This is a genomic window from Streptomyces sp. NPDC006314 (genome assembly GCF_040613075.1).
In the GTDB taxonomy this organism is placed as follows: Bacteria; Actinomycetota; Actinomycetes; order Streptomycetales; family Streptomycetaceae; genus Streptomyces.
The window spans coordinates 80,016-95,065 of sequence record NZ_JBEXRL010000005.1 but is presented as its reverse complement, the minus strand read 5'-3'; the positions used below and the strand labels follow the sequence as shown (position 1 = coordinate 95,065).

10 protein-coding genes are annotated in these 15,050 nt (G+C 72.0%); 9 read left to right on the top strand and 1 reads right to left on the bottom strand.

From position 1 onward, the window contains the following. Positions 1–202: 202 nt before the first annotated feature. From ABZ079_RS10765 to ABZ079_RS10750, 4 genes are all read left to right on the top strand, one after another. A complete protein-coding gene (locus ABZ079_RS10765) occupies positions 203–1,744 on the top strand; it encodes a DUF4331 domain-containing protein (RefSeq protein WP_356939077.1) in 1,542 nt (513 codons plus the stop codon). A gap of 98 nt (positions 1,745–1,842) precedes the next feature. Beyond that, on the top strand, positions 1,843–3,486 hold the full coding sequence (locus ABZ079_RS10760; RefSeq protein ID WP_356939076.1) for a tetratricopeptide repeat protein: 1,644 nt from the start codon (positions 1,843–1,845) through the stop codon (positions 3,484–3,486). After that, positions 3,483–5,090, top strand: coding sequence for a sulfite exporter TauE/SafE family protein (locus ABZ079_RS10755; RefSeq protein WP_356939075.1), 1,608 nt, complete (start codon positions 3,483–3,485; stop codon positions 5,088–5,090). The genes ABZ079_RS10760 and ABZ079_RS10755 overlap by 4 nt, the downstream gene beginning before the upstream one ends. A gap of 44 nt (positions 5,091–5,134) precedes the next feature. Beyond that, a complete protein-coding gene (locus ABZ079_RS10750) occupies positions 5,135–6,763 on the top strand; it encodes a protein kinase (protein ID WP_356939074.1) in 1,629 nt (542 codons plus the stop codon). Positions 6,764–6,780: 17 nt separating this feature from the next. On the opposite strand, the gene ABZ079_RS10745 is transcribed toward ABZ079_RS10750, so the two are convergent. Then, entirely contained in the window at positions 6,781–7,587 is an 807-nt protein-coding gene (locus ABZ079_RS10745) for an SGNH/GDSL hydrolase family protein (protein ID WP_356939073.1), read from the bottom strand. 276 nt (positions 7,588–7,863) lie between these two features. Between ABZ079_RS10745 and ABZ079_RS10740 the strand changes: the two genes are divergently transcribed. The 5 genes from ABZ079_RS10740 (at position 7,864) to ABZ079_RS10720 (ending at position 15,050) form a co-directional block, all read left to right on the top strand. Next, positions 7,864–8,295 carry a hypothetical protein gene (locus ABZ079_RS10740; RefSeq protein WP_356939072.1) on the top strand — a complete coding sequence of 144 codons (432 nt, stop codon included), beginning with the start codon at positions 7,864–7,866 and terminating at the stop codon, positions 8,293–8,295. A 391-nt stretch (positions 8,296–8,686) separates the two neighbouring features. Next, a complete protein-coding gene (locus ABZ079_RS10735) occupies positions 8,687–9,508 on the top strand; it encodes a glycosyltransferase family 2 protein (protein WP_356939071.1) in 822 nt (273 codons plus the stop codon). Next, positions 9,505–10,494: a glycosyltransferase family 2 protein gene (locus ABZ079_RS10730; protein ID WP_356939070.1), complete on the top strand. Its 990-nt coding sequence runs from the start codon at positions 9,505–9,507 to the stop codon at positions 10,492–10,494. Before ABZ079_RS10735 ends, ABZ079_RS10730 begins: the two co-directional genes overlap by 4 nt. Next, positions 10,487–11,287: a polysaccharide deacetylase family protein gene (locus ABZ079_RS10725; RefSeq protein ID WP_356939069.1), complete on the top strand. Its 801-nt coding sequence runs from the start codon at positions 10,487–10,489 to the stop codon at positions 11,285–11,287. The genes ABZ079_RS10730 and ABZ079_RS10725 overlap by 8 nt, the downstream gene beginning before the upstream one ends. After that, positions 11,280–15,050, top strand: coding sequence for a polysaccharide biosynthesis C-terminal domain-containing protein (locus tag ABZ079_RS10720; protein WP_356939068.1), 3,771 nt, complete (start codon positions 11,280–11,282; stop codon positions 15,048–15,050). The genes ABZ079_RS10725 and ABZ079_RS10720 overlap by 8 nt, the downstream gene beginning before the upstream one ends.

The window sequence follows — 15,050 nt, the reverse complement described above, 5'->3', positions numbered from 1 at the left end:
CCCCTCTCCGTGACCGCAGCCGGCCCTTCCCCGCGCACCGCGCATCCGCACCGCACACACCTCCCCGAGGACTTACGGATCAGCGGGCCGAAAACGCGGGTCGCGGGCTGTGAAAAGTTTTTTTCCGTCCGACCAAACCGATCGGCGGGTCCGCTCCGTATACCCGTCCGTCAAAGGCAAGTCGGCATTGAGGACGGACGGCATGACACCTCTTAACTCCAGGAGCGGCGCGGGGCGCTCGGGCCTGATCGCGCTCATCTGCGGGGCGCTGGCCGCCGGGGGGCTCGCGGCCGCCGGCGTCACCACGCTGGCACCCGGGGCGGCCTCCGCCTCCTCCCACCGCGAGGCCCCGCTGATCTCGGGCACCCCGCAGTACGACAACACGGACCTGTACGCGTTCGTCAGCCCGGACAAGCCCGACACGACGACGATCGTGGCCAACTGGATCCCGTTCGAGGAACCCGCGGGCGGACCGAACTTCTACACGTTCGCGGACGACGCCCAGTACGACCTCCACATCGACAACAACGGTGACGCGCAGGGCGAGCTGGTGTTCCGTTACACCTTCAAGACGCAGACGAAGAACGGCGAGACGTTCCTGTACAACACGGGCCCGGTCACCAACCTGGCCGACCCGGATCTCAACGTCACGCAGACCTACGACCTCGACCTCATCCGGCTGAAGAACGAGCACGAGGTGTCGAAGACGAAGCTCGCCGACGACGTGCCGGTGGCGCCGTCGAACGTCGGCAAGGCCTCCATGCCGGACTACGGCAAGCTGCGCCGGCAGGCCATCTACAAGACGGCGGGCGGCACCACGACCTTCGCCGGGCAGGCCGACGACCCGTTCTTCCTGGACCTGCGCGTCTTCGACCTGCTGTACGGAGGGAACCTCAGCGAGGTCGGCCGGGACACCCTCAAGGGCTACAACGTCAACACCATCGCCCTCCAGGTGCCCAACGACCTGATCCGCGAGTCCTCCCACCAGCCCGTCGTCGGCATCTGGTCCACGACCCAGCGCCGTAACGCGCAGGGCTACTACGCGCAGGTCTCGCGCCTCGGCAACCCGCTGGTCAACGAGGTCGTCAACCCGCAGAAGGACAAGGACAAGTTCAACGCGTCGCAGCCGGCCTACGACGGGCAGTTCCTGAAGAACGTCACCAACCCCGAGCTGCCGAAGCTCATCGAGTCCATCTACAAGATCAAGGCGCCCGCCGAGCCGCGCAACGACCTCGTCGACGTCTTCCTCAAGGGCGTCAAGGGCCTCAACCAGCCGCCCAACGGGAAGCCTTCGGAGGAGCTGCGGCTGAACACCTCGATCAAGCCGAGCATGCATCCCAAGCGGCTGGGCGTGCTGGACGGCGACAACGCGGGCTTCCCGAACGGACGCCGGCTCACCGACGACGTGATCGACGAGGCGCTGCAGGTCGTCGAGGGCGAACTGGTCGGCGCCAAGAACGACTTGGGTGACGCGGTCGACGAGAACGACAAGAAGTTCGAGAAGTACTTCCCGTACGTCGCGGAGCCCACGGCCGGCTCGCGCGGCCGGCTCGCCAAGGGTACGACCGCGGGTGCGGACGTGCGCAGCCAGCTCGGTGACGCCCTGCAGCCGGCCGGCTCCTCCTCGGGCGGCTCGAACGACACCATGCTGATCGCCGCCTCGGCGGCCTCCGGCGCGGCCGGCATCCTGCTGATCGGGACCGCCTTCGCGTGGTGGCGCCGGCGCATGCAGCGCGCGTACTGACACCGCACCCCCACCGAGACCGGCGCGGCCCGTACTCCCCTCCCCCACGGCGGGCCGCGCCTTCCCTTTCGACATCACCAGGCGACCGAGGAGAGGGCATGTCCCCGCGTACGAATGACGACGAGACCGGCGAGCGGCGGGTGAGCAGCGCGGAGCGGGACGAGACCGGGGTGCCTGGCACATCGGACACCCCGGCCGCGGCTCCGGGCGACGTCATGAGCGAGACCGAGCCGGCGGAGAAGTCCGCTGACTCCGGCACCGGCGAACACGCCCTCACCCACTCCGCCGACCACGCGCCCTCCGGCTCCGGCCTCCGCGCGGCCTCCCACCCGGAGGAACGCGCACCCTCCCCCTCGGACCACCGCGCGCCCTGCGGCTCCGACGACCGCGTGGCCGCCGTGCGGCGGGTCGGTACGGCCGGGCGGCGTTGGCGGGCCGGGCGACTCGCCGGCTCCGTGGTGCTGCTGGCGATCGCGCTGACCGGGGGTGCGGTCGCCCTCGGCACGGGCCCGGCGCCGGCCGCGGTGCCGGCCGTCTCCAGTGCCGTGGACCCCGGTGTCCTCGGCGGCGGGAACCTGGACGCGAGCATCGCCGCCCTCCAAACGCATCTGCGGTCCCAGCCCAAGGACTCCGGCAGCTGGGCCACCCTCGGGCTGGCCTACGTCGAACAGGCGCGGACCAAGGGCGACCCCTCCCGGTACCAGCAGGCGGAGAAGGCGCTGCGGCGGTCCCTGTCCCTCGCTCCGGACAACGACCAGGCGCTGGCCGGCCGTGCCGCCCTCGCCGCGGCCCGGCACGACTTCACGGGCGCCCTGGCCTACGCGGAGCAGGCCCTTCGGCAGAACCCGTACAGCGAGCGCGCGCTGTCCTCCCGCATCGACGCTCTGGTCGAACTCGGCCGGTACGCCGAGGCGTCGAAGGCCGCCGAGACCGCCGACGCCCGCAAGCCGGGCGTGCCGGTCTTCACGCGGTACGCGTACGTGCGCGAGCTGCGCGGGGACGGGACCACGGCACGCCGGGTTCTCGAGCAGGCGCTGTCCGTGGCCACTTCGCCGGGCGACACGGCCTACGTGGCCGCGCAGCTCGGTCAGCTCGCCTGGAACCAGGGAGACCACAAGTCGGCGCTCACCTACTACGCCCGCGCCCTCGCCGCGGACGACGGCTACCTTCCGGCGCTGGAGGGCCGGGCCCGCGCGCAGGCGGCGAGCGGTGACCGTGCGGCGGCGATCAAGGGACTGGAGGCGGTGGTCTCCCGGTATCCACTGCCCGGCCCGCTCGTCGAACTGGGCGAGCTGTACGAGGCGCGGGGCGCGGCCGGCGACCGGGCGCGGGCCAGGCGGCAGTACGCCCTGGTGGACGCGTGGATCGCTCTGGCCCGCGCCAACGGCGTCAACGCGGACCTGGACACGGCGCTGGCCGCCGCCGACCACGGCGACAGGGCGGCCGCGCTGCGGGCGGCCCGCGCCGAGTGGACCCGCCGGCACACCGTGCACACGGCGGACGCCCTCGCCTGGGCGCTCCACGTCAACGGCCGCGACGCCGAGGCCCTGTCGTACGCCCGCCGGGCCACGGCCACCGGCTACCGCAGTGCCGCCTTCCTCTATCACCGCGGCGTGATCGAGCTGGCCACGGGCCACCGCACGGCCGGCCGCGCCTCACTGGCCGCCGCGCTGGAACTGAACCCCGGCTTCTCCCCGCTCGGTGCCGTGCAGGCCCGCAAGGCTCTGGGGGGCGCGAAGTGAAGCCGCGTGCGCTCTTCGTCCTCCTCGCCGTGTGCGCCCTCGCGCTCCTGCCGGCCGGCACCGCGAGCGCGCACCCCCTCGGCAACTTCACCGTCAACCGCTATGACGGCCTGGTAGCCGCTCCTGGTCAGCTTCGCGTCGACCATGTGGAGGACCTCGCCGAGATCCCGGCGACCCAGGCCAGGCCCGAGCTGGAGCGGCTGGGCCTGACCGCGTGGGCCCGGCAGCGGTGCGCCAGGGCCGCCGAGGACAGCAGGCTCACCGTCGGCGGACGTCCGGCCCCGCTGACCGCCGCCGGTGGCACGGCGCACCTGCGCGCCGGTCAGGCCGGCCTGCACACCCTCCGCGTGGAGTGCCGGCTGACCGCTCCGCTCCCCCGGGGCCCCGTGACGCTCGGCTTCCGCAGCGCGGGCGCGACCGGTGGGCCCGGTTGGCGGGAGATCACCGCGCGCGGCGACCGGATGACGCTTACCGCGACGGACGTACCGAAGAAGTCCGTCTCGCGCGAACTGACCACATATCCGGCGGACTTGCTGTCCTCCCCCACCGACGCCACAGCCGCCTCCCTGCGGGTGCGCCCCGGCGGCCCGGCACTCGCCGAGGAACGGCGGCACGCCCCGGGTGCCGGAGTGCTGCCCCGGGGTGCCGACCGCTGGACCCGGGCCCTGGACGACCTGGTGTCCCGCCATGACCTCACCGTCGGTTTCGCCGCGCTCGCGCTGCTCATCGCGGTCGGTCTGGGCGCGATGCACGCCCTCGCTCCGGGCCACGGCAAGACCCTGATGGCCGCGACCGCGGCGGCGCGCGGGGGCCGGGCCCGGCTGCGGGACGTGCTGCCCCTGGCCGCCTCGGTCACGGTGACCCACACCCTCGGCGTGGTCGCCCTGGGCCTGCTCGTCACGGCCGGGTCCGCCGCCACGCCCTCGGTGATCGCCTGGCTGGGCATCGCAAGCGGCGCCCTGGTGCTGCTGGCCGGCGCCGGCCTCGTACGCCGGGCCTGGCCCAACCGTGCCCACGAGACCGCCCACGCGCCTGCGCACGCGCCGGAGGAGGCCGAGCAGCGCCAGTTGGCCGGTGTGGGCGCACCCCATGGATCAAGCCACCACCGTCACCACCACGACGGTGTGGAGCACACCCATGGGGACCACGGCCACACCGCCACCCCTCCCCACTCCCAGGAAGAGCATCCCCACACCCACACCCACACCGGAGGCCACACCCACACCCACGGAGGCCACACCCACACGCACGCCACCGCGCCCACGCTCCGCGGCACGATCCTGCTCGGGTTCGCCGGCGGTCTGGTGCCGAGCCCGTCCGCCGTGGTCGTCCTGGTCGGCGCGGCGGCACTCGGCAAGGCCTGGTTCGGGCTGCTCCTCGTCGTGGCGTACGGGGCCGGTCTCGCGCTGACACTCACCGCGGCCGGGTTCGCCGTCGTCCGGCTGGGTTCGGGGGTGACCCGGGTGCTGGAGCGGCGCCCGCGCTGGACCGCGCATCCGGTGGCCACCCTGATGCGCCGGACGCTGCCGCTCGCCTCCGCGTTGATCGTCGTCGCCCTGGGTACCGGATTGGTGCTCAAGGGGGCCGCATCCGTGCTCGGCTGAGCTACTTTTGTGGAGAATTCACGCGAGATGCCTTGGGGGCGCCCGTGTCCGAAGAGCCGGGCCGTGAACGTGTGATCGCGGGCCGCTACCGTCTGCTGTCCCCGCTGGGCGAGGGCGGCATGGGGACCGTGTGGCGCGCCCGTGACGAGGTGCTGCACCGCGAGGTGGCCGTCAAGGAGGTGCGGGCCCCGGCCGGGCTGCCCGCCGCGGACGTCGAGCGGATGTACGCGCGTCTGGAGCGCGAGGCCTGGGCGGCGGCCCGGGTCGCGAACCGCAACGTGGTCACCGTGTACGACGTGGCGATGGAGGGCGGCCGCCCCTGGATCGTGATGGAACTGGTGCGCGGGCTGTCCCTGGCCGACCAGTTGGAGGCGGAAGGCCCCCTGCCCCCGCAACGGGCCGCGCACATCGGTGCCGAGGTGCTGTCCGCGCTGCGCGGTGCCCACGCCGCCGGGGTGCTGCACCGGGACGTGAAGCCGGCCAATGTGCTGCTCGCCAACGACGGCCGGGTGGTCCTCACCGATTTCGGGATCGCCACGGTCGAGGGCAGCTCAGCTCTGACCATGACCGGCGAGGTGATCGGTTCGCCCGAGTTCCTGGCGCCCGAGCGGGCGTTGGGGCGTACGCCGGGGCCCGAGTCGGATCTGTGGTCGCTGGGTGTGCTGCTGTACGCGGCGGCCGAGGGGGTCTCCCCATTCCGGCAGGACACCCCGCTGAGCACCCTGCGGGCCGTGGTGGACGAGGAGTTGCCGCCGCCGCGCCGGGCCGGGCCGCTCGCGCCGGTGATCGCCGGGCTGCTGCGCAAGGACCCGGCCGAACGGCTGTCCGCCGAGCGGGCGGAGCGGGAGTTGCGGGTGGTCGCGGCGGGTGGGGCGCTCGGGGCGGACACGCCGGCCGCCGGGTCGCCGTACGCTCCGACGGTGGCGGCCCGGTCGCCGCAGCCGTCGCGGACGCCTGCGATGCCGCTGCCCACGGGTTACCCGCACCCCGGGACCACGGCCGCGGAGCCGGGTCCACGGCCGGAGCGCGGCCGGCGTGCGGCCCTCGTCCTGGTCGCGGGTGTCCTCGCGGTCGTCCTGGCGCTGGCCGGGCTGACGTACGCGCTGCTGCACCGGAACAGCGGGAGCGACAAGGGGAAGGGCACCGCGAGCACCGGCCGGGCGAGCGGTGGCGCGCACTCCCCCTCGGCGAGCGGCTCCGCCGGGCCGGAAACCGGAGCGCCCTCGCCCACGCCCAGCGGCGCGTCGGCGAGCAGCGCGCCGGCCCAGTCCGTGCACGTCACCCTGACCGGCGCGCACACGACGTACGCCGGGACCTGTCCGCCGCCCACCGCCCAGGCGCCCGCCTTCACGGCGACGTTCACCGTGGGGCGGGTGCCGGCGGAAGTCGAGTACCGATGGGTACTGGCGCACGGGTCGGTGCCGGACCCGGGGTGGAAGACGCTGTCCTTTCCGGCCGGCGGCGGAAGGACCAAGCAGGTGCGGGTGACCGTGACGGCATACCCCGAGGGCTCGGCCGGCGGGACGATCGAGAACGAGGTCGGCGTGGAGGTGCGCAGCCCGCTGCGGACCACGACGGACTCCGTGCCGTTCTCGGTGACCTGCGCGCCGACGGAGACCCCGTCGGACGGGGCCTCCGCTTCCGCCTCGGGCTCGCCCGGCAGTTCACCCTGACGGGTGAGCCGTACGGGTCATGCCGCGTTCGTGAGCACCGGCAGATAGCCGCCGGACTGACCACCCGCGGTGGGGTGGTACGACTCGCCGATGTTGAGCCAGTTGACGCTGTGCAGCCAGGAGTTTCCGGAGCAGATCTCGTGGCCGGAGAACGGGGTGCGGACGTCGCCGAAGACGAAGTTGTGCGCGGTGGCGCGGGTCTTGATGGTGGCGTTGAGGTAGTCGGCCGCGTCGTTGATCGCGGACCGCTTGGTCTCGGAGAGGCCGAGGCAGCTCTGGCCGAGCAGGTAGAAGCGGGGGTAGCCGATGACGACCACCCGGGCTGACGGGGCTTTGGCGCTGATCGTGTCGTAGACGGTGTCCAGCTTGCCGGGGAGCGTGTTGGCGACGTACGCCCTCGCTGTGTTGATCTTGGAGAGGCAGGTGCTGTCGGACTGGATCACACAGGTCGTCATGACGTCGGCGAAGCCGGCGTCGTTGCCGCCGATGGTGAGGGACACCAGTGAGGTGGAGGAGTTCAGCGAGCCGAGCTGGTTTGCGAGCACGTCGCCCGTCTTGGCGCCCGAACAGGCGTTGAAGGCGAACGAGGACGGGCCGTGGTTGGCGTTCCACAGGTACGGGTACGCCTTCGTGCTGCGGTTACAGCTGCCGCTGGAGCTGATGTAGCTGCCCGAGCCCACTCCGGAGGAGTAGGAGTCGCCGAGAGCCACATAGCCACCGGTCGCGGCCGTCGAGGACGCCTGTGCCGAGCCGGCCCCGGTGAGACCGAGGCCGGCGGCAAGGAGGAGCGAGGTCACGAATCCGGTAAGTCGGGAACGTCTCATGGAACCTCCCTTTAGCAGGATCTCTGCCACAACTGTCGTAGCAACTACGCGTGTTGACGGGAAGTGTCCATGCCAAAACTTTTGCGGCCTCAACAGGATCGACCCGAGACGTTCACGGTTCCCGTATTGCGTGCACATGACATATGTGCTGACGCTCCGTCACAAGAGCCCCCGGGGGGAACAAAGGTTCAAGGGGAGACCGTCGTCTTGACGGCCCCTAGCGGCCTGCGCCACATTGAAGCCCGACATCCGGCGCGTCGGGGGGCAAAGTCGCCAATGCAGACCTTAGGCATCAAGACACCTTCACCCGGCGGCGCCGCAGCGGATGCCGAGGGCGCGCGGCCGGGTCCGGGGAGGGGCCTGTCGCCGCTGCTCGCGGGCGCCGCGACCGCCGTCGGATCGGTCGGCGCACTGCTCGCGTTCATCGATTCCACTTCTCCGGTGCGCGGCCCATGCACGCTGTTCTTCCTGCTCATGGCGCCGGCCATGGCGATCGCCGCAGCCTTGCGGGGGCTGGATCCCTTCGGTCGGGCACTCTGCGCCCTTGCGGGCGCGGTGGTCGTCAACATGCTGGTGGCGCAGGGCATGCTGGCCGTGCACCGCTGGTCGGTCCGCGGTGGGGTGGTCGCGGTCACCGTGCTGAGCCTGGCTGCTCTGCTCCTGGTCCTGATCCGGGAACGGATTTACGGAAAACACACACAGGAGTGAACGACCTGGGCCAAAGTTGTGTAACGGCCAAACCAACAAAAACGTGAGGCAGCCTTCCAGGTCTTGCCTTTCGGCTTCAATCGTCAATACCGTCATACATCTCACCCGCATCGGCACGTCGAACCACGGCTCCAGGGGAGGGCTCAGGGCCGCGGCGTTTCCGGCGCGGGGCGCGGTAGGGGGGTGCCGTGCTCGGTGACCGCAACGGTGACCGAGCCGTGCCGCGCGACCGGCTGCCGTTGCTCTCCGGCGGGCCGGCCAGCTTTGCCAGCTCGTCTCCGGGCACGGAGATCAATGCACCGTACCGAAGATGAGAACCCCCCTTTCGAACCGGACCCACAGCCGGGCCGCCCGGGGGCGGGCGGTCCACCGGACGAGAGGGAAAAGACTCATGAGTTCCGTTCTGCGCCCGCCGAGTTCGGGCCAAGATCCCTTGATCGCCGCCCACTACCGGCCCATCTCCTCCCACCTGGCGATCAGACCGCCGGTGAGCGTGGTGATTCCCGCCCTGAACGAGGCGGAGAACCTGCCCTACGTCTTCAAGACGCTTCCCGACTGGATCCACGAAGTCGTGCTCGTGGACGGCAATTCCACGGACGACACGGTCGAAGTGGCCCGTTCCCTGCGGCCGGACGTCAAGGTCGTCGAACAGCGTGGCAAGGGCAAGGGGGATGCCCTGATCACCGGGTTCGAGACGTGCAGCGGCGACATCATCGTGATGGTCGACGCGGACGGCTCGGCCGACGGCAACGAGATCGTGTCGTACGTCTCCGCGCTGGTCTCCGGCGCCGACTTCGCCAAGGGTTCACGCTTCGCCAACGGCGGCGGCACGGACGACATGACCTTCATCCGCAAGCTCGGCAACTGGGCGCTGTGCACCGTCGTCAACCGCAAGTTCGGCGCTCGCTACACCGATCTCTGCTACGGATACAACGCCTTCTGGCGGCACTGCCTGGACAAGATCGACCTCGACTGCACCGGCTTCGAGGTCGAGACGCTGATGAACATCAGAGTGGTCAAGGCGGGGCTGAAGGTGCAGGAGATCCCGAGCCACGAGTACCTGCGCATCCACGGCACGAGCAACCTGCGGGCCGTCCGGGACGGGCTGCGGGTGCTGAGGGTGATCCTCAAGGAGCGCTCCAACCGGCGTGACCTGCGCCGGCGCACGCACCGCTCGCCGCTGCTGCACACCGGGCGGGGAGAGGTGTCTTGAGAGATCCCGGCATCTCCGTCGTGATCTGCGTGTACACCGAGGACCGCTGGGAGGACATCCTCGCGGCGGTCTCCTCGGTGCGCGCGCAGTCGTATCCGGCGCTGGAGACGCTCCTGGTCGTGGACCACAACCCGGCCCTGAAGGACCGGCTGGCCCGGGAGTACAAGGAGACCGGGGCCGTCCGGGTCCTGACCAACGCGGGCCCGCGCGGCCTGTCCGCCGGGCGCAACACCGGCATCGCCGCCTCCCACGGCGAGGTGATCGCCTTCCTGGACGACGACGCCGTAGCCGAACGCGACTGGCTGCGCCGCTTCGCCGAGGGGTACGCCGACCCGCGCGTGATGGCGGTCGGCGGCCGGACGGTGCCGGTGTGGGCTTCGGGCCGGCGGCCCGTGTGGTTCCCGGAGGAGTTCGACTGGGTGGTGGGCTGCACCTACAAGGGGCTGCCACCGGGCCGGGTCCGGGTCCGCAACGTCCTGGGCGGGAACGCCTCCTTCCGGCGTACGGCGTTCGAGGCGGCGGGCGGCTTCGCCACCGGCATCGGCCGCGACGGCGACCGCCGCCCGCTGGGCTGCGAGGAGACGGAGCTGTGCATCCGCCTCACCCGGGCCCGCCCCGACGCCGTCCTGCTCATCGACGACCGCGCGGTGATCCACCACCGGGTGCCCGGCCCCCGCGAGCGCTTCGCCTACTTCCGCACCCGCACCTACGCCGAGGGCCTGTCCAAGGCCCTGGTGGCGTGCAGCGTCGGCGCCGGTAGGGGCCTTGAGTCCGAACGCCGCTACACCACCCGGGTGTTGCCGGCCGGCGTCGCCCGGGGCCTGCGGGACACCCTGCTCGGCCGGCCGGGCGGGGCCGGACGCGCCGGCGCGATCGTCGCGGGCGTGCTCACGGCGGCCGGCGGATACGTGGTGGGCAGCGTGCGGGCGCGGCGGGGAGCGGCCACGTTCTCCATCGCTCCGCTCCAGGGGGACGCGCATGAGTGACGCGCCCGTGCCCATCCTCATGTACCACTCCGTCGCGGCCGCCCCCAACGACGCCACCCGTGCCCTGTCGGTCGCACCGGAGGCGTTCGCGGAACAGATGGCGCTCATCGGCGACCTGGGCCTGACCCCGGTCACCACCGCCGATCTCGCGGCCCGCTGGCGCTCCGGCCGCCCGCTGCCCGTCCGCCCCGTGCTGATCACCTTCGACGACGGCTACGAGGGCGTGCACCGGCACGCCCTGCCCGTGCTCGCCGAGCACGGCTTCGCGGCCACGCTGTTCGTCTCCACCGGCTGGATCAGGGGCGCGTACGACACCGGGGGCGGCCTCGACACCATGCTCGACTGGCGGCAGGTGAGCGAACTGGCCTCCGCCGGTGTCGAGATCGGCGGGCACAGCCACACCCACCCGCAGCTCGACCAGCTCGGCGACGGGGAGCTGCGCACGGAGTTGACCCGCTGCACGCGGATCGTCGCGGACGAACTCGGTGCCCGCCCGGTGTCGTTCGCCTACCCGTACGGCTACTCCAGCCGCCGGGTCCGCCAGGCCGTGCGTGCGACCGGGTACGCCCAGGCGCTCGCCGTCGGCAACGGTCTTGCCCGCCGCCGCCAGGGACCGTACGCGCTGCAGCGTGTCACGGTCCGCCGCGACACGGGTGTCGAGGAGTTCGGGCGGCTGCTCGAAGGCCGCGCCGTCGCCCGCACCTTCGCCGGGGACCGCGCCCTCACCAAGGGGTACGCCCTGGTCCGCAGAGCCCGTCAGGTCCGCCGGAAGGCCATCCGTTCCCGTGTCTGACACGACCACCACAACCGAGGCCGAGACGCCCGACGCCGAGGCGCCCGTGAAGACCCCGCGCCGGCTGCGGCTGCCCGGGACGGGCCGGCCCTCCGGCGGCAGCCCGCTGTTCCGCAACGCCTACGCGCTGATGCTCAACACCGGCATCTCCGCCGTCCTCGGGCTCGGCTTCTGGCTGGCCGCGGCGCGCTACTACTCCGAGTCGGCGGTCGGCCAGGGCTCGGCCGCCATCGCCGCGATGAAGCTGCTCGCCGGGCTCACCGCGGTGACCCTGACCGGCGCCCTGGCCCGCTTCATCCCGGTGTGCGGGGAGCGCACCGGCCGGCTCATCTTCCGTACGTATGCGGGCAGTTCGCTGATCGTCGCGCTGGCCGCCGGTGTCTTTCTGCTGACGCTGGACGTGTGGGGGCCGTCGTACCGGTTCCTGCACGGCACGCTCAACGGGCTCGGCTTCATCGTGGCCGTCGCCGCCTGGAACCTGCTCACCCTGCAGGACGGCGTGCTGACCGGACTGCGCAGCGCGCCCTGGGTGCCGGTCGGCAACACCGTGTTCTCGGCGGTGAAGCTGGCCCTGCTCGTCGCGTTCGCCGTCGCCATCCCGACCACCGGTGTGTTCGTGTCCTGGGTGGCCGCGATCGCCACCTCGGTGGTGCCGCTGGGCTGGCTGGTGTTCCGCCGGCTGGTGCCCCGGCACATCGAGGCGACCGAGGGCCACGCCGACCCGCCGGCCCTCAAGCAGATCGGCAGGTTCCTGGCCGGGGACTACACCGGCTCCCTGTTCTCCCTCGCGGTGGTCTACCTCGTGCCGGTGATCATCGCCGCGCAGGTCAGCGCCGAGGAGAACGCCTACTTCTACATCACCACCACCATCGGCGGCACGACCAACCTGCTTGCCATCAACATGGGCGCGTCCCTCACGGTCGAGGGCTCGCACGACCCGGCCCGGCTGGCCGCCAACACCCGGGCCGCGCTCAGGCGGATGGCCCGGATCATGCTGCCCATCGCGGGCCTGCTGTTCATCGGCGCCCCCTGGATCCTGGGCGTGTTCGGCGACGGCTACGCGGACGCGGCCACCCCGCTACTGCGCTGGTTCGCGGTCGGCGCGGTGCTGCGCGTGGTGATGGAGACCTGTTTCGCCGTGCTGCGCGCGCAGAGCCGTACCGCCGGACTCGCCTGGATGCAGGGCCTGTTGTGTGTACTGGTGCTGGGTCTGACCCTGCTGCTCCTGCCCCGGATGGGGCTGACCGGCGCGGGTGTCGCCGAGGTCTCCAGCCTCGCGGTGCTCGTGGCGATCGCCGCGCGGAAGCTGTGGAAGACGGTACGCTCCGCGCCCGCCGCCGTACCCGAGACGGCGGCACCGGACGGGGACCTCGCCGACCTCGGGGCGCACGAGGTCCCGGCCGCCTCCCCGGCGCGGGGGCACGGCCCGGCCTGGGCACGGGACTCCGACACCCTGGCCCTCGGCATCCACGTGGACTTCGACCATGTGGAGCGGCGGCCGGACGTCCGGCCGGGCCCCGGCACACCACCCGCGGGCACACCGGTGCCCGCGCCGGGGGCGGAGGCGCCAGAGGTCGACGCACCTTTCGCGGAGGGGGAACTCCCCTTCGCGCAGATCGACGCGCCCTTCGCCGAGGTCCGCACCCGCTTCACCAAGGCCGCGCCCCAAGCCGTCGCACTGGACGAGGCCATGGCGGAGGACCTCGTGCCCGAGGAGCCGCCGGCCCCCGTGCCGTTGCGGGAGCGGCTGCTGCCCACCCGCTCGGGTGTCGTCCTGGGCTGTCTGCTGATCACCGCGCTGCTGCTGTACTGGGTGCCCGCGCTCCGGCTCGGCGAGGCCGACCTGGACCGGATGGGCGGCCTCGGGCTGATCTCGGTGCTGCCGCTGCCCACCCTGCTGGGTGCGGCGCTGCTGATCGCGGTCTTCGCCTCGCTGCTCTGGCTGCGCCACGAGCACCGGACACTGCTGCTGGTCTCCCTGCTGGCGACCGTGGTGTCCCTGCACGCGCTGCCCGCGGTGATCGAGACCGTGCCGCGGTTCCCCACGGCCTGGCAGCACCTCGGCTTCATCGACCACATCGACCGCACCGGCTCCGCCGTGCCGGACCTGGACGCCCGCTGGAGCTGGCCGGGCTTCTTCGCCGTGGCCGCGTTCGTCGGCAGGGCATGCGGGATCACCGACTTCACGGAGATCATCCGCTGGTGGCCGACCGTCATCCAACTCGCCTATCTGGCCCCGATGTTCCTGCTCACCAGGTCGCTGCGGGCGAGCTGGCGGGCGAAGTGGACCGGTGTCTGGATCTTCGTACTGAGCGGCTGGGTCGGCCAGGACTACTTCTCCCCGCAGGGCTTCACCTATCTGCTGTACCTGGTCTTCGTGGCGATCCTGCTGGTCTGGTTCCGGCCGCCACGCGTCATCTGGAGCAGGTTCCGGCCCGGCGAGGCCGAGGTGGAGCCCACCGACCGGCGTCAGCAGGCCGTACTGCTGCTGGTGCTGGTCGGCCTGTACGCGGCGAGCGTGCCAGCTCACCAGCTCACCCCGTTCGTGATGCTCGGCGTGCTGGCCGCCCTGGTGCTGTGCGGCCGGTCCGATCTGCGCGGCCTGCCGCTGCTGTTCGCGGTGCTGGTCGCGGTCTGGGTCGGCTTCATGGCCGAGCCGTACTGGTCCGGGCACTTCGACGACCTCTTCGGCGGGGTCGGCGGGGTCGGCGGCAACGTCTCGACCTCGGTCTCCGGCCGTATCGAGGGCGGGAATTCGACGCACAAACTGGTCCTGTACACCCGGGTGCTGCTGGCCGGCTCGGTTCTGGGTCTCGCCTGCTGGGGCTGGTGGCGGCGGCGCTTCCACAAGTACCGCGAGCGGTCCCTGCTGATCCTCACCTTCGTGCCCTTCCTGGGCTTCGGCATGCAGTCGTACGGCGGTGAGATGGCGCTGCGCGTCTTCATGTTCGCCGTACCGGGGGCTGCCCTGCTCGGTGCCCTCGCCCTCTTCCCGCGCACCGGCGCCACCGCCGGGGAACGCGCCGGAGAACGGGTGAGTCTCGCCCCGGTGGCCGCACTGCTCGCCGGGCTGCTGCTGATGGGCGGCTTCCTGCTGGCCCGCTGGGGCAACGAGCCGTTCGAACGGATCCGGCCGGGCGAGGTCGCGGCCATGGACTGGGTGTACGCCCACGACGAGCCGACCGTACGGCTGCTGTGGCTGAGCCAGGACCCGGTCAACGACGTGACCCCGGCGATGCCGTGGGGCGCGCGGGACATGGAGCGGGTCAACTACGTGCCCACCCTGGCGCCGACCGACCCGGTGCTGGTGTCCGGCCTGGTCAAGGCGCTCAAGGACGCCGGCCCACACTCGTACCTGATGATCAACCGGAGCCAGGTGACCTACCTGGAGCTGGACGCGGGCTACTCCGCGGCCTGGGAGTCCCGGTTGATCGAGAACCTGGACCACCGCCAGCAGCTGACGAAGGTCCTGGTCAACGACGACGTCACCGTGTACGCGTTGCGCCAGCAGCCGGCGGGCCCGGTGCCGGAGCCCGATCCGGGGCCGATCGGTCCGCAGGTGACGTGGACGCCGTGGTCGATGGTCGGCGCGCTGGCCGCCGTCGTCCTGATCCTGCTGCTGGCCGCCCGTGAGGTCGTGCGGGTCGCGGTGCGGCCGAGCGTGCGCCGACTACGGCTGCTGCAGGGTGCTTTCTGGTTCTCGCTGCCGCTGCTCGCGGTGGTGCTGGCCTCTCTGGTGCAGCGGTTCCTGACCATGAAGTGA